17 protein-coding genes and 1 riboswitch are annotated in these 25,633 nt (G+C 40.0%); of the genes, 9 read left to right on the top strand and 8 right to left on the bottom strand.

The window, feature by feature from the left end:
* Window positions 1-82: 82 nt before the first annotated feature.
* Together AC1EU2_RS03525 and AC1EU2_RS03520 are read left to right on the top strand one after the other, a co-directional pair.
* On the top strand, window positions 83-1,021 hold the full coding sequence (locus tag AC1EU2_RS03525) for a LysR family transcriptional regulator (protein WP_480296600.1): 939 nt from the start codon (window positions 83-85) through the stop codon (window positions 1,019-1,021).
* A 38-nt stretch (window positions 1,022-1,059) separates the two neighbouring features.
* On the top strand, window positions 1,060-3,312 hold the full coding sequence (locus tag AC1EU2_RS03520; protein ID WP_480296599.1) for a S9 family peptidase: 2,253 nt from the start codon (window positions 1,060-1,062) through the stop codon (window positions 3,310-3,312).
* A gap of 63 nt (window positions 3,313-3,375) precedes the next feature.
* On the opposite strand, the gene arcA is transcribed toward AC1EU2_RS03520, so the two are convergent.
* Window positions 3,376-4,092 (bottom strand): two-component system response regulator ArcA, encoded by a 717-nt coding sequence (gene arcA / locus AC1EU2_RS03515; protein WP_129948301.1) that lies wholly within the window; start codon window positions 4,090-4,092, stop codon window positions 3,376-3,378.
* A 572-nt stretch (window positions 4,093-4,664) separates the two neighbouring features.
* Here arcA and AC1EU2_RS03510 point away from each other — a divergent pair.
* From AC1EU2_RS03510 to AC1EU2_RS03500, 3 genes are all read left to right on the top strand, one after another.
* Window positions 4,665-5,105, top strand: a complete 441-nt coding sequence (locus AC1EU2_RS03510) for a DUF3293 domain-containing protein (protein ID WP_480296598.1) — start codon at window positions 4,665-4,667, stop codon at window positions 5,103-5,105.
* Between the two features lie 92 nt (window positions 5,106-5,197).
* A riboswitch (Lysine riboswitch) is annotated at window positions 5,198-5,379 on the top strand.
* A 124-nt stretch (window positions 5,380-5,503) separates the two neighbouring features.
* Complete coding sequence (lysC, locus tag AC1EU2_RS03505) at window positions 5,504-6,856, top strand: lysine-sensitive aspartokinase 3 (protein WP_480296597.1); 1,353 nt, start codon at window positions 5,504-5,506, stop codon at window positions 6,854-6,856.
* Between the two features lie 12 nt (window positions 6,857-6,868).
* Window positions 6,869-7,987, top strand: coding sequence for a succinylglutamate desuccinylase/aspartoacylase family protein (locus AC1EU2_RS03500; protein ID WP_480296596.1), 1,119 nt, complete (start codon window positions 6,869-6,871; stop codon window positions 7,985-7,987).
* A 57-nt stretch (window positions 7,988-8,044) separates the two neighbouring features.
* Here the strand turns inward: AC1EU2_RS03500 and AC1EU2_RS03495 are convergent, their stop codons facing one another.
* The 5 genes from AC1EU2_RS03495 to AC1EU2_RS03475 all read right to left on the bottom strand — a co-directional run bounded on the left by AC1EU2_RS03495 (window position 8,045) and on the right by AC1EU2_RS03475 (window position 16,432).
* Window positions 8,045-10,693 carry a TonB-dependent receptor plug domain-containing protein gene (locus tag AC1EU2_RS03495; RefSeq protein ID WP_480296595.1) on the bottom strand — a complete coding sequence of 883 codons (2,649 nt, stop codon included), beginning with the start codon at window positions 10,691-10,693 and terminating at the stop codon, window positions 8,045-8,047.
* The gene (locus tag AC1EU2_RS03490; protein WP_480296594.1) at window positions 10,690-10,818 is read right to left on the bottom strand and encodes a hypothetical protein; all 129 of its coding nucleotides are present in this window, start codon (window positions 10,816-10,818) and stop codon (window positions 10,690-10,692) included. Before AC1EU2_RS03490 ends, AC1EU2_RS03495 begins: the two co-directional genes overlap by 4 nt.
* Before the next feature lie 251 nt (window positions 10,819-11,069).
* Window positions 11,070-13,382, bottom strand: coding sequence for a penicillin-binding protein 1B (gene mrcB, locus AC1EU2_RS03485; RefSeq protein WP_480296593.1), 2,313 nt, complete (start codon window positions 13,380-13,382; stop codon window positions 11,070-11,072).
* Window positions 13,383-15,854 carry an ATP-dependent helicase HrpB gene (hrpB, locus tag AC1EU2_RS03480; protein WP_480296592.1) on the bottom strand — a complete coding sequence of 824 codons (2,472 nt, stop codon included), beginning with the start codon at window positions 15,852-15,854 and terminating at the stop codon, window positions 13,383-13,385.
* A 401-nt stretch (window positions 15,855-16,255) separates the two neighbouring features.
* Window positions 16,256-16,432, bottom strand: a complete 177-nt coding sequence (locus AC1EU2_RS03475; protein WP_480296591.1) for a hypothetical protein — start codon at window positions 16,430-16,432, stop codon at window positions 16,256-16,258.
* A gap of 199 nt (window positions 16,433-16,631) precedes the next feature.
* Here AC1EU2_RS03475 and AC1EU2_RS03470 point away from each other — a divergent pair, with 199 nt between their 5' ends.
* Window positions 16,632-19,121, top strand: a complete 2,490-nt coding sequence (locus AC1EU2_RS03470; protein ID WP_480296590.1) for a hypothetical protein — start codon at window positions 16,632-16,634, stop codon at window positions 19,119-19,121.
* A gap of 2 nt (window positions 19,122-19,123) precedes the next feature.
* Here AC1EU2_RS03470 and AC1EU2_RS03465 read toward each other — a convergent pair whose 3' ends face one another.
* Both AC1EU2_RS03465 and pepB read right to left on the bottom strand, forming a co-directional pair.
* On the bottom strand, window positions 19,124-21,262 hold the full coding sequence (locus AC1EU2_RS03465; protein WP_480296589.1) for an HAD family hydrolase: 2,139 nt from the start codon (window positions 21,260-21,262) through the stop codon (window positions 19,124-19,126).
* A gap of 482 nt (window positions 21,263-21,744) precedes the next feature.
* Window positions 21,745-23,022 (bottom strand): aminopeptidase PepB, encoded by a 1,278-nt coding sequence (pepB, locus tag AC1EU2_RS03460; RefSeq protein WP_480296588.1) that lies wholly within the window; start codon window positions 23,020-23,022, stop codon window positions 21,745-21,747.
* Window positions 23,023-23,124: 102 nt separating this feature from the next.
* Between pepB and sfsA the strand changes: the two genes are divergently transcribed.
* The 3 genes from sfsA (at window position 23,125) to gluQRS (ending at window position 25,496) form a co-directional block, all read left to right on the top strand.
* The gene (gene sfsA / locus AC1EU2_RS03455; protein WP_480296587.1) at window positions 23,125-23,829 is read left to right on the top strand and encodes a DNA/RNA nuclease SfsA; all 705 of its coding nucleotides are present in this window, start codon (window positions 23,125-23,127) and stop codon (window positions 23,827-23,829) included.
* Between the two features lie 301 nt (window positions 23,830-24,130).
* Window positions 24,131-24,574: an RNA polymerase-binding protein DksA gene (gene dksA, locus AC1EU2_RS03450; RefSeq protein ID WP_129948291.1), complete on the top strand. Its 444-nt coding sequence runs from the start codon at window positions 24,131-24,133 to the stop codon at window positions 24,572-24,574.
* A 55-nt stretch (window positions 24,575-24,629) separates the two neighbouring features.
* Window positions 24,630-25,496 carry a tRNA glutamyl-Q(34) synthetase GluQRS gene (gene gluQRS, locus AC1EU2_RS03445; RefSeq protein WP_480296586.1) on the top strand — a complete coding sequence of 289 codons (867 nt, stop codon included), beginning with the start codon at window positions 24,630-24,632 and terminating at the stop codon, window positions 25,494-25,496.
* Window positions 25,497-25,633: the final 137 nt, after the last annotated feature.

The raw sequence follows: 25,633 nt of genomic DNA, 5'->3' as shown, positions 1-25,633 counted from the left end.
AATGTGATCTGGATTATATTTTTGCTTGGCTATGAACAAAAATGATTTATAGTTGATTTATGTATTCCTAATGGGAATGGTTATGGCGCAAGCATTCGATTTGAATTTGTTAAAAGTGTTGGATGTACTTTTAGAAGAACGTAATGTCACTCGTACTGCCAAACGTTTATTTGTGACTCAATCTGCGGTAAGTAAGCACTTGTCTCGTTTAAGAGAGATGTTCAGCGACCCATTGTTATTGAGAAGCGGTAAAGAACTAATACTTACTCCTAAAGCGATTGAATTAGCGGTTAAATTAAAACCGATACTTCAAGACGTTAATAACCTTACTCAAGTTAGTAACTTTGAGCCTAAAGAATGTGAGCGCATCTTCCGTTTTGATATGATGGAAATTGCTTTCTCAGTGACCTTGCCTGAATTTATGCCAGCGATATTAGAGTCGGCCCCGTCGGTTAAGATAGGTACGAAAACTTGGAATGATCAGACAGTTCAAAGATTGAGCAATTGCGAAATAGACTTTGCAATTCGTTGCTTAGAGCAAGATCCTCGTTCGTACAATCACCTTGATAAACTTCCCGATAACTTAGTCTATGCCGAATTGAGTAAAGACTATGCTACGTGTGTCGTGAGAAAGGGGCACCCAATTTTATCTGAGGGGTGGACACTTGAAGGCTTTTTGAAGCAAAAACACATTCAAGTAACAGGAGGCGGTACTCGTCATTGGCTACTTGATGAGATTCTGATTAAGAAAGGTCTCGAACGCGAATTTGTAGTAGAAATGCCAGACTTTCAAGGCGCATTTCGTTTGTGTGAAAGAACCAACCTTGTGTTGTGCGCACCTTATGGGCAAGTACAAGATATGATCCAGCATTTTGAACTCGAAATGGTCAATATTCCAATCGAAATGGAAAAGGGCATTTTTGTGTTAATTTGGAATCAATATTTTGATCAAGACCCCGCCCATAAGTGGATGCGAGAACACATTGTTTCAACAATGAAATCATCCGGTAAATCGGTATAATCGAAAAAATGCATAAAAAATACAATAAAGGAACCATAATGAAAAAAAGTTGGGTAACAAGTTTTATCTTGAGTGCGCCACTGATAATCGGATCCGGATTAACAAGTCAGGCCAATGCCATGGAAGCCAAAATGCAAGGAAAAAAGCAACCTCTGACTATTGAGCGATTTAATGCATCACCAGCGTTAGCGGGGAAAAGTCCACGCGGCTTAAAACTGTCACCAGATGGTACAAGGGTCACTTACCTTGCAGGACGAGAAACCAATCAGAACTTTTATGATTTATGGCAGATGGACGTTAATTCAGGCAAAACCAGTATTCTGGTCAACGCTGATAAGTTAGCTTCTGGTGAGTTATCTGACGAAGAAAAAGCTCGTCGTGAGCGTCAACGTATTTACGGTCAAGGAATAATGGAATATGGCTGGTCAGCTGACAGTCAATCTATTCTTATCCCTGCGTCAGGTAAATTGTATTTATATTCATTAGCAGACAACAAAGTTAAAGTTTTACCAATAGGAGAAGGCTTTGCTACGGATGCGAAAATGTCTCCAAAAGGCCATTTCGTTTCCTTTATACGCAATCAAAACCTTTATGTTTTAAATTTAAGCAGTAATAAACTGATTCAAGTTACTAAAGATGGCGGCGGTGCTATTAAAAATGGTATGGCTGAGTTCGTTGCTCAAGAAGAAATGGGTCGTTATACCGGATATTGGTGGGCGGACGACGAATCTCATATTGCTTATACCAGAGTGGATGAATCTGGTGTTGAGCTGGTTACTCGTAATGAAATCTATGCCGATGGGATTAAATTAACTGAGCAACGTTACCCGTATGCTGGCAAAACGAATGTCAAGATTCAGTTAGGAGTCGCAAACCTTTCGACGCTAAAAACTCAGTGGGTGAATTTAGGTAAAGAGCAAGACATATACCTACCACGAGTTAAATGGCTTCCGGGCGGGAAGCAGTTATCTTATCAATGGCAAAGCCGTGACCAAAAGACATTAAAATTCCAAGTTGTGTCGATTAATGATGTGAATCAGCCGCAAACATTGATTACTGAAACCAGTAAAGCTTGGATTAATTTAAACGATGACCTTCACTTCTTAAACAAGCAGAAAGCCTTTATTTGGGCTTCTGAACGTGATGGTTTTGAGCACTTATACCTATTTGGTAACGATGGAAAACTCATTCGTCAGTTGACGAAAGGGAAGTGGACAGTCGATGCACTTGAATACGTTGATGAAGCCAATGGTTGGGTTTATTTTACGGGTCGTAAAGATACACCCGTTGAACGTCAACTTTATCGTGTCCCTCTCTCTGGTGGAACAATAGAAAAAATCAGCCATAGAGCTGGAATGCACAATGCTGTATTTGCAAAGAAGAAAAGTGTTTACTTAGATTACTTCAACAGCTTAACTCAGCCTCCACAGATCAGCCTTCATAGCGATGATGGTAAGTTAATGCAATGGGTTGAGCAAAATGAGGTTAAACAAGGTCATCCACTGTATGATTTTGCAGGGTTATGGCAGCAACCTGAATTTGTGAAGTTAAAAGCAGAAGATGGACAAACACTGTACAGTCGTATTTTTAAACCTGTTCCGTTCGATGCTTCAAAAAAATATCCTGTTGTTGTTCGAGTCTATGGCGGTCCACACGCCCAGTTAGTGACTGACAGCTGGACGGATAAAGATTACTTTACTCAGTATCTTCTACAGCAAGGTTTTATTGTTTATCAGTTAGATAATCGAGGTAGTGCACATAGAGGAACAAAGTTTGAACATGCGATTTATCACAATTTAGGAAGTGTGGAAGTTGATGACCAAAAGATGGGTGTGGATTACTTAAGAAGCTTACCGTACGTTGATGGTGATAATATTGCTCTCTATGGTCACAGCTATGGTGGCTATATGGCTCTGATGGGAATTTTTAAGGCTCCTGATTACTTTAAAGTCGCAATTTCTGGTGCACCTGTAACGGATTGGCGCTTATACGATACTCATTACACTGAACGATACATGGGAAACCCTGTAACCAATAAGAAAGGCTATGATGCCAGCAGTGTATTGCCTTATGTGAAAAACTATCAATCAGGCTTGTTGATGTATCACGGTATGGCCGATGACAATGTATTGTTTGAAAACAGTACTCGAGTCTATAAAGCACTGCAAGACGAAGGTAAATTATTCCAAATGATAGATTATCCAGGCTCTAAGCATTCTATGCGTGGTGAGAAAGTCCGTAATCATTTGTATAAATCATTAGCTGATTTTCTAGAGAGAAAGTTAAAGTAACCAAGGTTATCAGAAACAAAAAAACCAGAGCATTGCTCTGGTTTTTATTGAGATGAATACGAGTTATTCGCTAAGTTCAGCGCAGAAACGATATCCTTCACCGTGAATTGTCGCAATGATTTCAGGCGTATCAGGTGTGCTTTCAAAATGCTTACGGATGCGACGAATGGTAACGTCTACTGTACGGTCATGAGGTTTTAGTTCACGGCCTGTCATTTTCAATAGTAGATCAGCACGGGTTAAAATTTTGCCTGGGTTTTCTACAAAGTGAAGCATCGCACGGAATTCACTGCGTGGAAGCTTGTAAGATTCACCTTGTGGGCTTACGAGAGAACGACTGTTGATTTCAAGAGTCCAACCATTGAAGCGATAAGCGTCAACCGCTGCTTTTTCTTCAATTTCATGTCCAGAATTACTTACACGTGTCAAAAGGTTGCGAGCACGTATGGTTAACTCTCTAGGATTAAACGGTTTAGTGATGTAATCATCTGCACCAATTTCTAAACCTAGGATTTTATCAACTTCATTGTCACGACCTGTTAGAAAGATCAATCCAATATTGTTGATTTCGCGTAACTCTCTGGCTAACAGTAAACCGTTTTTACCGGGTAAGTTAATGTCCATTACCACTAGGTTGACTTTGTTGTCTTGCATTGCCTTATGCATTTCTGCGCCATCATTGGCTTCGCTTACTGAATAGCCTTCAGCTTCGAAGATACTTCTCAAGGTATTGCGAGTAACTGCTTCATCTTCAACGATTAAAATGTGCGGGTTTTGCATATAAATTACCTAAGCTCAATTAAATTTGTCTTAACATGGGCGCGTATGTTTATTCATTACACACGAACAATTTATCCTTAATGGCGACACTAAATAAAATAAGTTGTAATCACTTTATTAATCGGTCGCTAAGCATGTTTTTAGTTCATTGCATCAATGACTCAAACGCGAACTGTACTCACTTCGATAAAAACAGCGGGTCTTAGTTCCTTGGCCAATGTGTTTAATTGAAGTTTAGATGTTAAAGTTATTTAGATCATGTTTTGTACATGCGTTTGTTAACCTGCTTAATCCTTTTGCCTAATTGATCGTACTGTTTCCTACAAAACGACAAATGACAGAGTTAACGTTAACATTGTACTCGTTTTCGGTATTTGTTAACAAATAAAATGTTAATAAAATCCGATATGGTGTTTTAATATGTTGATATGTGTCACTTTGTCGTTATTTTTTAATAGGTTGTGTGTTTTTAAAAAGTATAGAAATTGCGAATCATGAACAAAAATTAATCTTCATAATCAGGTTTGGCTTTGCTAAACTGTCTTGGGTTGAGCTTTTTGGACAAACATCATATGAGTCCGCAGTCAGATGATTTATGGCATTTTTATAGGGCTACACACTTTCTTCTTACTCAGAAAATCGCTAATCATTTATCCTTCGCTATTGTAACCGCCTGTAATCCTAATGGAAAAATACTGTCTCAAAGCCAAAATCGGCTTAGGGATAAAGCGCTTTTACGCTCTATTGAAAATTTAAACTGTCCTTATCGGGCCGTGGTGGGTGCGGCTAAAGATATGTCTCACTTTGAAAAAAGTTGGGCGGTGTTTATCGATAAGCATGAGGCAATACAGCTTGGTACCCAATTTGTTCAAAATGCAATTTATTATGTAAATAGAGGTGAGTTAACGTTAGTTCCCGTACTGATGAAAGCAAATGAAGAGTGCTTAGGTGAATTTCACCATCGTGCGAATGTTGTCAGCGAGTTTCCTGATGCGATCAATTTCAGTAAATGAGATTGACAAATTGTATACAATGTTGATAATTTCATTCGTCTTGGTGAACGATTCGCCAAGAACGCCTAAAGTTTGTTGATAAGCAAATTTTAGGAAACAGAAGAGGAGCGTTAACTAGGTAGTAAGCTTGAGGAGCATCACCTCCAATGACAGCTTATGAGGGAGATTAACGCCGAGGTGGTTTTTTGTGTGGATGACAAAAACTGCCGATCGCTTAGGTTGAATCCTAACGATTGTCACTTATTTTATATTTAAGTGGAGAGCTTCTGGTGATATATACTCAAATTCCTATCTAGGGTTGTGTGTCTTGCACCAGGCTCTTCGAATGATGATTCGGAGTGTTAAATGTCTTTTTTACCTTGTTTATTCGTTTTCTTTCCTCGACCGAGGAGAACGGTATGTCGTTAGTGATAGCAAAGTTTGGTGGAACGTCCGTTGCAAATTACTCTGCTATGGTAAATTGTGCCCAAATTGTCTTAAGCAATCCCAAAACAAGACTCGTTGTTGTAAGCGCTTCAAGTGGCGTGACTAATTTATTGGTTGAACTAACAAAGCCGAGTATTACCGATGAAGATAGAGTGTTACGGCTAACACAAATTGCCGCTATACAATACGAAATTATTGATAGGTTGCCTCGCTCTGAAGTACTCATTGCGCAAATTGATCTATTGCTTTCTAGGGTGACGCATTTAAGTGAAAGCCTTGTTCTGAATCGAAGCAAGCAGCTTATTGATGAACTCCTTTCAATTGGTGAACAGTGCTCATCGTTATTATTTAGCTATGTATTACGCCAGCAAGGACTTGTCGCTGAAAAGTTTGATGTGAGAGATGTCATGCGAACAGACAGTCACTTTGGCAAAGCAGAGCCTCAGTTAATAGATATTTTTGAGCGATCAAATGAATTACTAAGGCCGTTACTCGAAGAAACCGTTATTGTAACTCAAGGGTTTATTGGTGCTAATCATGATGGCATCACGACCACGCTTGGCCGAGGCGGCAGCGATTATTCTGCGGCGTTACTTGCGGAGGCATTGAATGCCGAAACGGTTGAAATTTGGACGGATGTGGCAGGAATCTACACCACTGATCCACGCCTAGCAGCTAATGCTAGAGCAATTAATGAAATTAGTTTCAACGAAGCTGCTGAAATGGCAACCTTTGGCGCTAAAGTGCTACATCCATCAACAATCCTTCCAGCAGTAAGAAAAGGCATTCAAGTTTTTGTAGGCTCAAGTACAGCGCCTGATGATGGAGGGACATGGATTCGAAATCAGATTGAATACTCTCCTACATATCGAGCTATTGCCATTCGTAAAGATCAAACGCTGCTGAACCTTCATAGCTTTGACATGCTGCATACACATGGCTTTTTGGCTGATGTATTTGCCATTCTAGCTCGACACAAAATTAGTGTAGATTTAATCACGACATCAGAAGTTAACGTGTCTCTTACGCTTGATAAAACCGGTTCTGATTCCAGTGGGCAACAACTTTTGAGTAGTTCACTTATTGAGGAGTTAGAACAGCACTGTGATGTACAGGTAGAAACGAACTTATGTTTAGTCGCACTCATCGGTAATAAAATTCCGTCGACAACGGGGATTTGCAGTCGTGTTTTTGAAGTATTGGCCGATTTCAATGTCAGAATGAGCTCGTTCGGTGCAAGTGAGCATAACCTCTGCTTTTTAGTTTCAGATCATGATGCCGCACACGTTGTTGAGGCATTACACCGAAACCTATTTGAGTCATAAGGAACGAAAATAGTGTTAGGAAAAAAATTAAAAAAGACAGAAATTAAAGTTGGAGAGCTGGCCACAGGACAGGCGTTAACTGTACCTATTTATAAGCTCATCCCTGATGATATATCTGGCCCCAGTGTATATATCCAAGCGAATGTTCATGGTGCAGAAGTTCAAGGTAACGCCGTGATTTTTCAGTTGCTTAAACAATTAGAACAAAGCCATTTAAACTCTGTAGTGACACTGGTTCCACTCGCTAACCCAATGGGGATTAACCAAAAGAGTGGTGAATTTACGCTAGGGCGCTTTGATCCTATAACGGGTGTAAATTGGAACCGAGAGTATCTGGAGCACAAGTTCGATATTGAAGTCTGGTACCTCAAACATCAGCATGAAACAGATGATGTACTGGCTGCTAAGTTTAGAGACAAACTTCTGTCAAATTGTGTTGAAAGGTTAGAAAACCCTTGGGGAATAAGTACTGGTCAGAGACTGGCTACTGAACTTCAAAAAATGGGTCACCAAGCGGATATTGTTTTAGATCTACATACAGGCCCAAAATCCTGCAAACATCTTTACTGTCCTGAATATTCACTAGATGATGCCGGTTTTTTTTCAATTCCATACATATTGGTCATTCCTAATGATTTTGCTGGTGCAATGGATGAAGCAATGTTTTGCCCTTGGTGGAAATTATCCGAAGTCGCAAAACAGTTTGGGCGTAGTCTTGGAGTGGCAGTGAATGCTTTTACCATGGAACTGGCGAGCCAAGAGCGTATAGATCTTGAAGATGCTAAACTCGATGCAGATGGCATTATGGCCTATTTATCTCACAGAGAAGTTGTTGAGGAAAAGCGTAAACCATTTGATATGCCACGATATGGATGCCTACTAAAAAATTATAAAAAATTTCATGCTCCACATGCTGGCATGGTGGAATACTTAGCTGAACTCGGAAAACCGCTTAGTGCTGACAAACCGTTAGTGAGTTTATTGAGAATGGATCAGTATGGAACGGATAGCGAGCTTCAATACCTCTCTTTACCTACCAGAAGTGTTCCTATTCTGCATTTCGCTTCTGCAGCGGTACATCAAGGTACAGAGTTGTATAAAGTAATGACGGACGTGTTTGAAATTAAATAACATGTAAAAAAATGCTCCAGATAAATCCGGAGCATTTAGGGGGTTGAAACTTAAGGCTTAAAAGCGATAAGCCGCTTTCACGTACCAGTAACCACCATTAAAGCCAAATGGTGAAGTTTCATAGTATTGACCTCCCCAGTTGTTGTTTGGAATATCGGTATTATCGAAGAAGTCGAGACGCTCAGCTTCTTGGTCAAATAGATTTTGAGCACCAACTGCGATATTGAATGAATCATTGATGTCATAATTCACCTCCATATCAACAGTGTATGCTGCAGATCCTGTTTTAACCGTGGCATCATAGTCAACGTGTACACCTTGGTATTCACCAAAGTAGTTCACACGTGTGAACATATTCCAATCTTCCCAGCTTTGTCCCCATGTGAAGGTTGCTCGGTTATTTGGTAAATCTTTTTCTAAACGAGCAACTTTGAATTCACCGGTAATGTCAGAATACTTATCAACATTGGTATCATTCCAGTTGTATGAAAGGGCAAAGTTAGCATCACCACTTAATAGGCTCGTGCTATAACTTGCAACAATATCAATACCCTGAGTGGTCGTGTCGAAATCATTGGTAAAGAAACTGACTTTTGACAGCCCATCTACGTTAGGAACACCATCATTTTTAAGTAACTGCTTTTGTGCATCCGAAAGTTCAATCTTGTTTGATTGTCCAATTCGGTCTTCAACCTCAATATTGTAATAATCAACGGTTAAGAAGAAGTCTCCGACATTAAAGACACCACCTAAGGTATAACTGAATGACTCTTCAGGAGAAAGTGCTTCACCACCTAATACCTGAGAAATAGGGTTAGTAGGAGGTAATAATGCTGAGTCAACTAACACACCACTTGAAAGCTCAGTTTGTACGTTGGTAAAGTTTGCCTGACCAACCGTTGGAGCTCTAAAACCAGTGTTGATTGAGCCACGCAGAGCAAATGTATCGGTTAGATCCCAATGTGCTGCGACTTTATAGTTAAAGGTTGAACCAAATGTTTCATAATCTTCATAGCGACCTGCTACGTCCATTAAGAAGCTCTCAGTAAATGGCATACTAAATTGTGCATATAATGCTGAGTTTTTACGTGTATATTCGCCAGCAGAACTTGGTTTATAGCCTGGAAAACCATTTGAACCGATACTAAAGCCTTGATCGAAAAGTGGACCAACAATAAATGAAGCTTCATCACCTGCGATGACTTCATAAGTTTCTTTGTGCCATTCGTAACCAAAGGCAATAGCAACATCATCCATCATGCCCCAATCAGCCATCTTTACGAAGTCGGCGTTGAAGGTCCACTCAGTGTTGATTGCTTGTCCTGGGCTGAAATCTCTAGGTGTGTCAGGGCCTAACGAGGCATTTACTGTGTTGTACAGAAAATACTTCGAATCGTTCTGACCAAAGGAACCACTAAAGTCATAGCTAATACCTTTCAGCCAATCCATCTGGAACTCACCACTCGTTCCTGCTGTTAAAGAGGTATCTTCGATATGTCCACCAAAATTAGGAGTGAAACCACCGGGAATTATTTGGTTGAATGCAAAACAGTTTGCGGCTTCAAGACTAGAAAGTGCGGCAGAGTCAGGAATCCCGTTTACAATAGGTACTACGGGGCACCCTAGTTGACCATCTTTACCATCGAGTGAGCCAACAAGAACTGTTTCAGGAGCTGCGTCCCATAATTGTTGCAATGCTTCTTGATCTGCTCCCGGACGATACATGGCTTGCCCATTGACTTCACGAACAATACCACCATAGACACCTGGGCGGTTATTTGGGTTTCGATAATAGAAACCACCACGAGCGTCTCGTTTGGAATAGTTACCAAACATATAGGCTTTAGAGTGCTCATCTAGCTCTAAACCTAAATTAGCAAAAATAGTGAGATCGTCACTGATCTCAGGTGAACCCCAGACTTGGGCTGGGTTTTCAACATCTAAGCCAGCTTGAGCAAACGCAGCTGCATCAGGACGTTGAACACTTCGACTTGTTGCATCAGCTTCTTTGAGCTGGAAGCTTAAATTCACAAAACCATTTTCAGTGAGAGGCATACCAATGTTGCCTGCAACTTGGGTACTCGTCCCATCACCTTCATAGTATTCACCGTGTTTTACTTCAATTGAACCACCATCACTGTTGTCTTTTAACTGAAAGTTAACGACACCAGCAATCGCATCTGAACCATATTGTGCTGCCGCACCATCACGTAATACTTCGACTTGCTTTAAGGCAATACTCGGAATAACTGAAATGTCTGGGCCTTGTGCACCGTCGTTGATACCACCGCCGAGTAGAGTAATAACAGAAGAACGGTGACGTCGTTTGCCATTAAGCAGAATCAAAGTACTGTCAGCAGAAAGTCCACGCAGGTTCATTGGGCGAACTAATGAGGCTGCATCACTGATGGGATTAGAATGAACGTTAAGTGAGGGGACTGTACCTTTTAATATTTCAAGCATATCGGTATTACCCGACTTTTGAATCTCGTCTGCGCCAATGATATCAACAGGGACTGGAGAGTCGCCCATTGAACGAGGTGCTGAACGTGTTCCCACTACAGCGATTTTTTCGATATTAGCATCTTGATTTGCTTTGGTTTCGTCTTCTGCGTTTGCATTGCTGGATATGGTTGCTCCTCCGAGCGCCATTGCCACAGCAAAGCTCAGGGAACTCAAGCTGAAAACACGTGTGTTTTTTTTCATTGGTATTGCCCTTTATTGAACATTTCATCATTCGTTAAATAAGCAACTAATAAGAGATCTAAATTTTTTGGTTTTATATGATCTGACTCAACAACTAGTGCAGGTTTGGTTGCATGTATATTCATGCTTAAGTCATTATTAAACATTTTTTTAACATTATGTAAACTAATTTCAACAATGACCATGCCTGTTGTAAGGGTAAAATTGAGAGGGTGAACTTGTAACTTTAGGTAAACTGTGATTTACCGAGAAAGCTTAATGAAAAGAGTGAGTCATGAAAAATGTAAACAAAAATTATGAGACAGAAATTTTAATGAATAGAAGGTGTCGTTGATAGGCTAGCCTCATGAATAAGGTGAGACCAGCCTAGGTAAGCCTAAAATACTTTTTGCCACCAAGATTTCGGATTGCCGCAACTTGCTGCTGGTTTATAACTTTCGGCGTTACTGGGTAGTGCAATAACATTGCTGCAATCAGCCTGCTTTGCTGCACCGGTGTCCTTATCAAAGTAACCTTGTGTAACCCCTCTGACAGGTGCCAGCCTTAAACTCACAGGTGCTCTATTTCTCAGAAAGTTACGGTAAATCGCCATAGCGCCACTACTTCCATACAATCCTGTTCGACTATTATCATCACGACCTACCCAGATGGCTGCGACATTTCTTTCATCAAAGCCAGCAAACCATGAGTCACGATTGTTGTTACTTGTCCCTGTTTTACCTGCAAGGTTCACATTAGGGTAGGTTTCACCTAATTTGGCTGCGGTACCTGATTTCACCACTTGGGTCATGGCGTACTTCACAAGATAATCAGTTGCAGGTGAAAGGGCTTGATAAGACTCTGGCTTATAGGTTTCAATCACCTTGTTATCATTGTTCAATACATGAGTAACAGCATAGAGTGGTCGATATCGGCCATTGTCGGCAATGGTGTGAAATACTTGTGCGACCATTAACGGTGAGCCATTCAGTGCGCCAAGAAGCACAGAAGGGTAGCTCGGTATATGTTCTTTCCACCCAGCGTCGATCAGAGTATCAATGACATTATTGACACCCAATGCCATCCCCAAATTTACCGTTGGCACATTTCGAGACTTTTTAAATGCCGTCAGTAATGGCACTTCACCCAAGAACTTCTTATCGACGTTTTGTGGTGACCAAGTCTTGCCCTTACCATTTTTAAGCGTGATAGGTTTATCAGCCAAAGGCGTAGCTAAAGAATAGCGTTTTGGTTTATCTAGAGCGGTTGCATAAACAAAGGGTTTCACCAAAGAGCCTATCGAGCGACGAATATCAACAGCTCGGTTGTATCCTTTATAACTCGGATTTCTATCTCCAACGACCGCAGCAATCCCGCCTGAGTACTTATCAGTTACCACCATTCCGACTTGAAGCTTAGGTCGCTTTTTTCCTAGCCATTTGAAGGTTGAAGTAACGGCTTTTTCTGCGGCTTTTTGGGCGAGTGGATCTAAAGTTGTATAAACTTTTATGCCTGATTGTTTGAGTAGCTCAGGCCCATATCGGTCAGCGAGCTCTTGCTTTACTAAGTCAAAAAAGGCTGGTAATTTTTGATGAATCGAGCGCTGTTTGGTTCGTAAATCTAATGGTGAATTAACGGCAATTTTATATTGACGAACACTTAAGTCACCAGAGTCCATCAATAGTCTAAGTACAAGATCACGGCGTTCGGTTGCACGTTTAACATTACGCCAAGGGTTATAATATGAAGGCCCTTTAATCACTCCCACTAAGAAGGCTTGCTGTGGGATTGAAAGCTCTTTAATTGGACGGCCAAAATAGAATTGAGATGCTAACCCCATTCCATGCACTGAGCGAGCTTTATCCTGCCCCATGTATACTTCATTTAAATACGCTTCGAGGATTTCAGCCTTGGTGTAGCGATAGTCAATAATGATTGCCATTAAGGCCTCTCGAGCCTTACGAATCAGTGAACGCTCGCTACTTAGAAAGAAGTTCTTAGCGAGTTGTTGGGTCAGAGTCGATCCACCTTGAACAGTTCTACCTGCGCTGATATTGACAAATAAGGCACGTAAAATTGCCAGTGGGCTTACACCATAGTGTTCATAGAAATTACGGTCTTCGGTCTGTAAAAGCCCTTTGACGATTAAAGGCGGCATATCATTAGTAGGAACAAAGATTCTGTCTTGACCATCCGTTGTTATGATTCGGTCTAATAGAATTGGCTCAAGATAAAAAATACCCATTTGACGACCGTCTGGTCGCACGACTTTGTTTACGCCTTGGTCATCGAAATACACAACAGCTCGCTGTTCATTCTGGCTGCCCTCTGGGTGCTGAAAAGCGCGTCGCCAAATATCGACTTTGGTACTTGAAGCAGAAAATTCTCCCACTTGTTTAGGGTGAGTTACTTTACGGTAGCCAAGGAGTTTTAATTCAGAAATTAATTGTGGATGATTGACTGCCGCACCAGGGTACAAGGCCAATGAACGCCCGTAAATTTGTGCAGGTAAGTGCCATTTCTGCCCTTCAAATTTTCGAGCAATGGTCTGATCTAAATAGATGGCATAGCATGAGACTGCTACGATCCCAATGAGAGCGACTTTCCAAGTGATGGACCATAGACGTTTTAAAAAGCTCGGAGAAGTTGGCTTCTTTTTTGAGGGCTTTTTCTTTGCTGTATTACTTTTTGTAGCCTTTCTGGGCGCCATTTAGAGTCCTGCTTTTTTCTTTGTAAACTTTGTAGCTTCTGTATCGAGTGGGTTATCCGGCCACAAATGTTTTGGGTAACGACCACGCATTTCTTTTTTTAATTCGTGATAAGGACCACTCCAAAAACTGGCAAGATCGGCCGTTGTTGCAATAGGGCGTCTTGCTGGTGAGAGTAACTCCATTGTCACATTAATATTATTCTGCGCCAACTTAGGGCTTTGTGTCATACCTAGGGCTTCTTGTAAACGAACACTGATTAAGGCACGACCATCTTCAGTGTAACGGATAGGTGCTTTAGTTCCTGTTGCCATTAACCACTTGTCAGGTAATTCGGAATCTAACCATTGTTGTTGCTCCCATGACAAGTTACTTCTGAGGATATCAGAAATATCTAGCTGTCGAAGCTGTTTTAGGCTGTTTATGTCAACAAGATAGGGTGAAAGCCAAGTATCAATGTTCTCCAATAAAGCGCTATGAGAATAGTTAGGCCAATCGTATTGGGTATTGTATTGGTTAGCTATAGCGACTTTTAATTGAATTTGTTGAGCGTTGTGGTTCCAGTTTAAAATATTCAGCCCTTGCTTAGATATTTGTCCTAATAAAGCGTTAGTCACCAGACTTGCATCAGGCTGGGCTATTTTTTTGCGTGACAATACAATGGAACCCAGTCGCCTTTGCTGCTCTGCTTTAAACCTTTCATTTTGACTATCCCAGTCTGCAACGGCATGTGTTGAAGCTAAGAAGGCGAGCTGCTCTTCGAATAACCTTGGGTCTAATTGTGATGCTAAAAAAACGTTAGCGTTATTTGAGTACTGGCTTTCTTGTAGGTCTGCTATGACAATGTATTCACAAGCGTTGAGGGGGTCTTCAAGAGGTAATTCTACCCCTGTACCGTTTGCTAGCAAGTAACTGCCACTTGAACGTTTTTGTGCAATTCGATCAGGGAAAGCAAGTGCGAGCAGTAGGCCAATATCTTGCCAATGTGCTTGCTTTGTCACTTTCGATAAATCAAAAGTGCAGTGAGTTAACTTGGCAAAACGCTCGGTTGGTTGTTTATATGGCCCTTGTAGTGCTAAAGCTAAATAGTTATGAATGTCACAACCTTTCCTTGGAAGGTTATGGCTTTCTACAATAGCAGCAAGGCAACAAGCTAAAGCAAGGTTTTTTTCAGACAACTGTTTTTGCGCTTTAAGCAGCATATGTGCAATGCGAGGTGTTGCACCAATCTGGTAAGCCTGAGCTCCAAGCGGCGTTAACTTACGGTTTTCATCTATGTATTCGAGTTGCTCTAATAGTGTCCAAGCAGTTTGTTCATTGGCTAAAGGGGCATCTGTGAGAAGTGGCAATTCGTTGATTGACTTAGCTCCCCACATGGCACTGTTTAGTGCAAAGTCCACAAGCTCTGCTTGCGTGATTTCAGGCGCATCGAATTTATTTCTGCGCTCGTGATCTTCTTTTCGCCAAATACGAATGCAGTGACCTTCAGCCTGACGGCCTGCACGCCCGGCTCTTTGAGTTGCAGATGCTTGACTGATGTTTTGAGTAGTTAAACGTGTTATACCCGTTTTGGGGTTGTAACTTGCGAGCTTCTTGATTCCAGAGTCAATGACAATTCTAACGCCATCAATGGTTAAACTGGATTCTGCAATGTTGGTCGCTAAGATAATTTTTCGTTTATCTGATATTGGCTTGAGCGCTTTGTCTTGCTCTGCACTAGAGAGGCTGCCGTATAAAGGCGTACAAATACACTCTTTAGGTAAATAATTGGCAAGTTCATTCTGCAGTCGAACTATTTCAGCTTTTCCTGGAAGGAAAGCAAGGACATCGCCTACAAGATTATCATCATTGATAACATCGGAGATACAACTTCGCATGGTCGAAATATACTGCTTATTATCTCTTGCTGCATGGTATTGAATAGATACAGGATAAGCACGGCCTTCACTCTGCAATTCAATTGCATCAGGTAAAATATTAGACACAGAAGCTTTATCTAAAGTAGCTGACATCAAGATAATGTTGAGATCTTCTCTGAAGCCTAATTGAGTTTCTAGTGCGAGTGCCAAACCTAAATCGGTAGTTAAATGTCTTTCGTGAACTTCATCGAAAATAATCGTACCAATGCCAGATAGTTCTGGGTCGGCCTGAATCATGCGGGTGAGAATACCTTCAGTTACGATTTCAAGACGGGTATTTTTACTTACCCTACTTTCACCACGTACACGATAGCCAATTTCCTCTCCAACTATACTGTTTCGCTGCTTCGCTACGAATTGAGCAATGGAACGTGTAGCGACTCTTCTGGGTTCCAGCATTAGAATTTTTCCTTCTAACTCAGACCAGTTAAGCATTTCTGCTGGGAGTGCTGTTGATTTTCCAGATCCAGTTGGAGCTTGAATAATAATTTGAGAATGCGACTTTAATAGTTTGCGCAAATTAGGGAATAGCTCAGTAATAGGTAGGTTTTGCAATGTTTGTAATTGAGTTAGTTATCAGCAGAGATGAGTCTATCATAGGTCAATGAAAACGGAATAAAGCATACGAAGGTGTTGAGTATAGATGTAGATACATAATTTGTTATTTATATTCGTCATATAAATGGGTGGAATCATGTTTTAGAAGACTTTAAGTTATTGCAATCTTGGTGTAGTGAAATAGAAGTTGACCTGCTTGTGATTAAGATTGATCGTAATGGCCTTGAGATAACCGAGCAAACCAATTGGAATCTTAATTGGCTAGTGAAAGCTGCAAAAAAAGGGAAACCAAGCTCGATAGACATACAAGTTAAAAGGGGGGATGCCACAGCAGTTTTTCATACTTCAATTAAAGTTGGAGGTAATGTGCAAGCTCAAGTCATGCACAGGAGTCTCACTTATTTTTTTTCACCTTCATCGTCATCAGCTGTCGATGCAACGGCGCTAGCGCATTTTATTTCCAACAAATTTTCAAGTGGACAAGCAAGCAACAGAACAGCATTAAATGCAAATTCACCGCATGTTGTGGCATCAAACAAACTTTCAGTCAATTCGACAGATAGCACCGTAAACATTAGCGCTATCAATACCGAAATCGTAGCAAAGAGTGATGATAACCCTACTGAAATTTCGCACCAGCTCTCTAATAGAGAATCTAAGGATAGCCCAATCCCCACTTTTTTTGATTCTCGAGTTTCTTACCCGTTGAGCCGAGAGCAATGGGGAATGCGATTTTTTAGTCCTGTATCCGAGGCAAATCCTAAATTAATACTGTTGATTGAGTTAGAAGGGGTGATAGTAAGCAAGGTTGTAAATGGGCAAATTAATTGCCTTTTCAAGTATGCATTAGAGCAAACAAAAGAAGTGCATTATTTCGTAAATAAAGGATTATTACATGATTTATCAACTGCCCAAAAGTTAGGGCATGAGATAGTCGTGATTCATAAAAATAATTACGACTACGAAGCATTATTTAGCTTGTTTTACGAGTGCGAACTTGAACTCGTAGTTGATTGTTTTGTAGATAAAAAAGAACTTGAGAATAAGACACTGAAACAACCATGGTGTTGTGTTGATGCTAGGCCGAATTGGAGCAATCAATGCTTATTTCTCACTGGGACAGGGGAAACAGCCCCATTAAGAACATATTATTTGGATGACGTTGAAAAATTTCAACGTTTAAACCATAAGGCAAGTTGTTACGAAGATATGGGGGCAGTAAGTACAATAACTCGTACAATCGTACCCAATAACAGTGATGCATGGTTAGCGATTGCAAAACATGAAAAAAAACCAAATTATCAACTAAAACTTATTTTAACGGTTCAAGATGTTCTTGTTTGTAGAGAAGGAGAGAGCAATAAAGATTCAAGACGAGTAGAAGTAAGGAGTGGAAAAAATAAAAAAATATTTAGTTATGATTCAATCGTAAAGTATGAATTGATTCAGTTTGCCCTTAAAGGTCATCAAATTATTCTTTTGAATAATACCGCTTTTTCTAATGATGAAATCCGAAAGAAAATATTTGGTGGTTTATCCCGTGTAATACCTTTTAAGCACTTCATAGATATTAAAGAAAATGATCCAATTAAAGATGTTGTTTTGTCTGAATTGGCTAATTTTGAACACAGTTCTTGCATTCTATTTCTGCACTCTTGCACTCAAATCAAGATAGAAGGCGTTAATTGTAAACATATAAGAAAAGGGGAGCGGTTCCCTGCTATTGGAAGTTGTGGTTTTACTCCAAGACGTAAGCTATATCAAATGCCAGATTTTTATAATGGTATTGAACCACCTAAAAGTAGAGATGAGTGGTTTCATCGTGCTCGGTATCCCGCTTCTCATTCAAATCCCCCTTTATTTTTAGTCCTCGATCTTGACGATACTATTGTTCACATTAACAAAGAGAAAGGGCGGTTTGTTGTTCGTGTGGACCCACCAGAAGGAATTAACGATAGTTCACTTTTTTATGATCCAATTGCTATGAACATTGTGAAAGGCATCCAAGACAGAGGTCATAATATCATTGTTATGACCACAGCCACTTATTACCCTGAGCATGTTTGCTGCGTTTTTCAAAATGAAAATATAACACTCTCAGTGGATAACTATCATAACAAATTTGATATGCTCAGGGTTAATAAGGGCGTTTACTTAGACGAGCAACCTTACGCCGAATGGTCACTACTCTTTGATGACTTAAAAGAAAACAAACCATCTAAAGCACATTTTTGTTTAGTGCAGGAGAATAATGATTCTTTTAATTTTTTATCTTTAAAGCTAACGTCGTGGCTCGAAAAGGCACAAATGAGAGTGTCAGAAAGTAACCCTCAATTGACATTGATTGTGCATCTAGAGGGGGGCGTTCTTCAGTTTAAGCGCCCATTTAAAAGAATGTCTTCTTCTTATTGGTACGAAGATCATAGCAAACAAAAGCGAGAACACTATGTAGACAGCAGTGCATTGAAAATTATTTCGCAACTACAGAGATTGGGACATAAAGTTATATTTGTAACTAAAGAAAAAAGTAGCTATCGACCCGTATATCGTTTGCTTTTTGATCATAGAGTGGATTTGCATAGAGACAACTATCATAACGTAAAAGAGCTAGATGATTACATTGAAACAAACTCACTTGATAGCCAATGCTTATTGCTAACGGCTGAATTCCGGCAACCAGTAACAAACTATTTATCTTTAGTATCAACAGGGGAGTTTTTCCCAATTAATGCTTTATGCGAGTCAAGCTTAGAGCAATTAAGTGATGAGCTGATTTATCCAAGCAATCGTCAATCCTGGTTAGCACAAGCTAATGGGCCTAAAAAAGCATATCAACCGACGTTAACTTTGATTTTATTTACTAGAGATATTCTTTTTTATGAGAAAAATGATAAAAGCCGAAATTTAACACCCGTTCATGGTCTTCATGGTAAAAAAGCGTACTTAGATGAATCCGTTTCTAAGGAGCTCATAGCTTTTGCTAAAAATGGACATAACTTGCTTGTTGTAAACAATACTTTTGTTGAACAGAACATTTTTAAAGAATTGCTCATCAGCCAGCACTGTCATTGCTTGGCTTCGGCTTCAGAGTTAAATGCTTCTGATTGGGAAGGAATAAATGGAACGCTAACCGAATATTCCGATATGCGAGTGAACTTAGCGATATATAGAAATGCTAAACAGAAGAAACTTCTTAAAAATTGTTATTTACAATATTTAGATGAAAAGGACAGATTTCCTTGGCTAGGATTAAGAGAACGATAACTTTAGCTTTTTAATGATGGGTAAACTAATTCAGATGCAGCGTTATCTCTGACCGCCTGTTGTGGACCTGATGGCAATATTTCAGTTGAGTCAGGTCGCTCTCGAGTTTTAGGTAGCCTAAAGTCGAAGAATGGCTTAGAGCAGAAAACTTGTGTAAAAAATGCAATATTGGTCTGATTTTCGATGAGGTCGTCAAACAACATAGCTCTGTGTGCGTAGACCTGTTTATCTAAGTGACAAGCTTTATTTCCATCACTAATATCTTGTGCGTTATGAAAGTCGATCTCTGGCATACTGATATTATAAACTTGAAGTAATCGCCAAACCAATTCTGATGAGTAGCCGCCTAATGTCATGATAACTACTCTGTGACCGTTTTTTTGAAATTGGTGAATACTTTCAAGTGCCTTAGGATCATAAAACCATGTAAAATTGGAGCCACTACTTTCTTCTGTGAATATCATGGGCTTTACAAATCGGTCGATTTTTTTGTTATAAGAGACCAAGGTATAGTCGAGGTCAAAAACACCGACAAGTTGTTTTTCCTTTTCTTCATTGATATCTGATCGTGCTCGTTGTAGCCACTCTTGTTTATCTTTCGGTGTGTATTTTTTTGTCAGCTCTTCAAATTCAAGATCAATTTTCTCGGGTTGTTTTTTTGAGGTGAAGATAGGAAACGGTTTGTCTGAAGGTAAATTGAAATGTTGTAATCCCTTTATCTTGGAAAGGCAAAAATTATGGATAAGTAAAAATTCTGGTCTAGGTGCAACGACATTCAAAATTTTTTCAAATGTATATTCTTCCGCAGAAAGATCACTCGTATTCTTTTCAAAGTCTATATCAAGGTATTTAGCACTAGTATTGGTTAAGCTCTTAAGAATGGGTTCAAATCGGTTAATATCTCCACCTAAATCATTGCAAACCAGCAATTGATTCCCATTACGAACAAAGCATCTTAGCTGCAAAACTGCATTAGAGTCATAAAAGTATTCATTGCCAAGAGTGTTTTTTTCTCGCTGACGTTTCAAAGTCTTACTTGCGTTAGGAACTGAGAAGATAATTAAATCTTTGAGCGTGACACATAAGAATAGTTCAGGGCTGAAGGGGGTTTGGCTGTGAGCGTGTGCTAACCAGCTTGTAGGGTTGTGCGGTAAGATTGGACGCTCTTCTCCCATTTTAAGAGCGTAAACATAAGATTCGGACAGTAACTTGAGAAAGTCAGGATCAATAACATCATCGTGAAAGATGTGCGAATCATCAACGGCACAATTTGATGATATGAGCATATGGTCATGATAACAATGCGTTACTAGATTAAACGCAGGGAATAATGATGAAAGGCTGAGTTTTTTTTTACTTGTTGTTCGATAGTGTTCTGGGCATATTGGAATCCCGAATTCTATAAATAATTGATACAGTGTTTCAAAAGAGCACTCATTGCCAAAGATTAATAAGTTGTGCCCTAACCTGACGAATGTTGACATTGCTTTTAAATAATTCGGATCATATTTTAAATTAACGAGAGTATTGCTCGATTGCTCTAAGAAAGGGTGAACAGCAGTGAAGCTTGAGTTTGATGTTTCATCTGTTTTAGAACTCATCACTTGACTTAAATCTAAGATGAGTGTGAGAGGTGGGCGAAGAGCCGTAACTCTGCTTTTTCCGATTTGATACCATTGAGCTTTACTTGCGGCTGTGTGACCCCTTGGAGCTTTTTTCACTGAGTCAATTTCAAGAGGAGTCTTGACGTCTTCAGTTGAGATGTTGATGTAACTTGACTCTAAAATACCGCATTCAAGCCAAAGACGTCGTCGTCTTATTCTTTCTGAAAAAAATGACTCGACACATTGTTTTGGTCGGAAGCATGTCGAAGGGGAGTTATCTAGGCATAAAACAATCGAATCTTCCGATTCTTTGTTGAATTTGTAAGTCTTAGAGTACTCTTTGTTTTTAGTACTTACAAAGCATACTTCCTCTTCGTCAATATAAAGGTGAAAAGAGCTTACTACACATTCAGTTCCTGTCGTTGTAACAAGATATCCAGAAAATTTAAACGATTCCTTCGAGTTAATCGAGTTAAGCTTTCGATCAAAATCAAATACAATTTCCTTTGGAACTTGTATGGAATGATTATTTTTCATTAAAGTCATTGATGATCAAATTGAGAAATACTTTAAGAATTTTTATTCTAAAAGTTTATTGCTACTAATAACTATAATTTGTTCACATGAGAAATGTTTTATATTTATAACTCTAATTTTGTAGTTATAAGAGCTAGGAGAGGAGTAGTTCCTATGCTGACTTTGAAGACTTTGAGTGTTAAGTCATTATCGATATGTCGTCATAGCTCTCTTAATATTAGGTAGTTCGAGAGTTACATATTGAGAATTAAAAGGTATCGATATTACCGGCTAGTGTAGTGGTCAATTTTTGGAGACAGTGAACTAAGGTGTCTTCTGGTTAGTCCATGGTCAGATTATTCCAATCAAAATGAACCGTACCAGTAGGATAATTGATTTTATCTATTAGAAGTTAGATATTAAGGATATCAAAGTCACTCTGGGGCGTGAACTTATATTGATTCAGCGTTAACAAAGAAATAACGCTGAATCAAAGCAAAGGGTTACTTGATTAATTCTGCTATGGTCAAAACACCGTGAGCGGTGCCGCCAGCAGCCCATAGTGCTGTGTCGTTATCAGCAAATGCTGATGCTAAATCAAAATGAAGCCAGTTTGCATCGTTCCGCACAAAGCGCCACAGGAACGCAGCAGCATTCGAAGCGCCGCCAGCACCACCGCCTTTCATCGCTCGACTGTTTGCAGTATCAGCGTAAGGAGAAGGGCACATATCTTTATGCCATTCAGCTAATGGTAATGGCCAAACATGCTCAGCAACACTTGAAGACTTTTGTTTAGCAAGGGTGATCATTTCGTCTTGTGGCGAAAAAATCGCATTATAATGAGTACCAACAGCCATATATGCTGCACCTGTTAACGTAGCGGCATTAATGATAAGAGGCGCACCAGTTTCAGAAGCCGCTTGCAGGCCATCAGCCAAAACTAAACGACCTTCAGCATCTGTATTGACGATTTCAACGGTAGTGCCATTTTTATAAGTTAATACATCACCAAGTTTGTATGCATGACCACTGATAAGGTTTTCTGCACAACACAAGAATAACTTTATGCGCTTTTGCACCTTCATTTGTATTGCAAGCCCTAGCGCTGCTGTTACCGTCGCTGCACCACCCATGTCAGCTTTCATGCCGAGCATACCTTCAGAGCCTTTGATGCTGTAGCCGCCAGAATCAAACGTGATACCTTTACCTACAAGTGCAACTTCTACACGAGCATTAACATCGCCAGTCGGGTTATAGTCGACTTCGAGTAATGCTGGTGGGCGTTCACTGCCACGACCAACAGCATGGATTCCCACCCATTTATGTTCAAGTAAGTCTTCACCTTTAATCGTGTTCAGCGATACGTTGCTGCCACCCAATTGTTTCAGCCAATCTCCAGCTTGTTCTGCTAAAGCGACAGGAGAAAGGTCCTCAGGGGTCGCATTAACGAGCTCTTTGGCAAATGTTGCTGAGATGCGTCTTTGCTCTAGCAGTTCTTGAACTGCACTCTCACCGGTCCATTCAACGTGATAGCCAACCTTTGCGGTAGCAAACCCTTGAAAGAAAGCCCATTGTGCGTCTACATCCCAGTTAGCGCCTTTTAACGCAACGTGCTCTAAACCTTGGCTACGTAATTTTCTTGCTCCAGCTTGAACTTGACGGAGCTTATCTTTCTTCGTTAAGTGAATCGTCGCCGAGTGTTGTTCAAATGACAGGTTTGCTTTGCCCCAATGGGCAGCTGGTGTGTCATGGCTAAGCAATACGTTCATAATTTGTGTCATGAGTGGGGCTCTCAGAAGCTAAAATAGGCTCAGGAGTTTACCCGATTCTTTACCATAAGAGAATTTGTGTTAAGGTCTGGCAAAAATTTTGGATAACGATTAATGGAATTTAGTCCTAAATTACAAAGCGGGAAATTACTCAAACGGTACAAGCGGTTTTTGGCGGATATTGAATTAACTAATGGAGAGGTCGTTACCATTCATTGTCCGAATACGGGCTCAATGAAAAATTGCCAATTTCCTGAGCATAAAGTTTGGTTTTCTATCTCTGATAATCCCAAACGAAAATACAGCCGTACTTGGGAGTTAATGGAAACACCTGAGGGGCACCTTATTGGGATTAATACTGGTAAAGCAAACCATTTAGCCGTAGAGGCAATTGAAGCTGGTGTCATAAAAGAGTTGGCTAACTACTCTAACATGCGAAAAGAAGTCAAATACGGCAATGAAAATAGTCGTATTGATATTTTACTCAGTGCCGCAGACCAACCAGACTGCTTTATAGAAGTTAAAAGTTGCACTCTACTCGAAGATGGCAAGGGGTACTTTCCTGATGCTGTTACCACTAGAGGACAAAAGCACTTACGTGAACTTGCAGAAGTCGCTCAGTCAGGTAAAAGAGCTGTTTTACTTTTTATTATTCAACATTCAGGGATTAAGCAGGTAAGCCCTGCAACTCACATTGATCCTCAGTACAGTGAGTTGCTAAAGGAGGCGATAGAAAAAGGGGTAGAGGTTCTTGCTTACGGTGCAGAGATTTCACCTCAAATGATTACGATTAAAAATAAGTGTACGGTGGTTTTATAGACACTCGGTTTGTAGATGTTTATAAAAGTTTGATGTACCTCAGAGTTGAGGTCTATACTTTGTGGTTATGCTAACCCATCTCGAAGGCCAAATTAGTTAGGCCTTGATAAAAGGGACTGAACGATAAAGGCTTTTAAAGACAGGCGTAAGTTAAAACTATAAAAATGAATAATTTCTGAGCAAATTTATTAAATCATGAGTTCAAATGTTTAAAAAATTTGCCTAGGTATAAAAGTTCTGGTATAGATAGCGGCCGTTCTTAAAAACGCCCTTAAACGCAATAAAAGACAGGAGATGCGTTATGCCTGAAGGCAATAAAAAACTTGGCGTACTCGCGATTGCTGGTGTAGATCCATACCAGGAAAAGCCGGGTGAGGAGTACATGAACGCTGATCAGCTGGGTCACTTCAAGATGATTCTTGAAGCATGGCGTAACCAGTTGCGTGAAGAGGTCGATAGAACTCTGAACCATATGCAAGATGAAGCGGCGAACTTTCCTGACCCAGTAGATCGTGCAGCGCAAGAAGAAGAATTCAGTCTTGAGTTGCGAGCTCGAGATCGTGAACGCAAGCTGATCAAGAAAATTGAAAAAACGCTTCAAAAAATTGAAGAAGATGACTTCGGTTTCTGTGATTCTTGTGGTATCGAAATTGGTATCCGACGCTTAGAAGCTCGTCCAACAGCTGATCAATGCATTGACTGTAAGACACTTGCTGAAATCAAAGAAAAGCAAATGGCTGGATAATCAGTTTTCGACATGACGAATGGGAGTTTCTCCCGTTCGTTAGTCAACACTTGCCATGCTAAAACCTTATACTGGTCGTTTTGCACCATCCCCTTCCGGCTCACTTCATTTCGGTTCTCTGATTGCTGCCTTAGGCAGTTATTTGCGTGCGCGTGCTCAAAATGGTCAGTGGCTCATTCGAGTTGAAGATATCGACCCACCTCGAGAAGTTGATGGTGCGGCTTCGAATATTCTTAGAACGCTAGAAGCCTTTGGTTTAACTTGGGATGGCGAAGTGCTCTATCAGAGCTCCCGAGTTGACGCATATCAAGCACAAATAGAACAACTTTTATTAAAGAATCAGGCTTACTACTGTAAATGTACTCGTAAAATGGTACGGCAAATGGACGGCAGTTACGATAGACGTTGTTTTTACTTATCAGAAAAGTTCAATGAAGGTGCCATTCGGGTTCTAAATGATTCACCCGTTTATCAGTTTGAAGATAAATTAAAAGGTTCGGTGAATGTCCCCCACATATTTGCTGAAGAAGATTTCATTATTAAACGTAGTGATGGTTTGTTTGCCTATCAGTTAGCTGTTGTGCTTGATGATCATTTTCAAGGAGTAACTGAAGTGGTGCGTGGTAATGATTTGCTTGAGGCAACTTGTCGTCAAATCAGCTTATTTAATATTTTAGGTAAAGATGAACCTGATTGGCTACATTTGCCATTAGCGAGTGAAAAAGCTGGCTTTAAGCTGTCAAAGCAAAATCATGCTTTGCCAATTGATATTAAAAACCCTCAAAAGGCTTTTCAAGCTGCTTTGTTGTTTCTGGGGCAACCTGAGGTAGAGCTACATTCAGATATTGCTCAAATGGTGGAACAAGCTGTATTGCAGTTTCAATTAAAGTCAGTTCCCTCTGCTCACGAAATTTTGATTTAACTTTATTCTATTTCTCATCAATTTACATTTAGTAATATTCTTATAAAAAGCTAATTTTTATAACTTAACCAGCTGATTTCCATTAGATTAAGAATGTTTAAGACAGCTTTTTTACTTGCTATAAAGGCTTATAATAA

The organism is Parashewanella sp. 2304DJ23-3 (genome assembly GCF_056591695.1).
The sequence above is the reverse complement of the archived record's forward strand: the minus strand, read 5'-3'. Positions and strand labels throughout refer to the sequence as shown.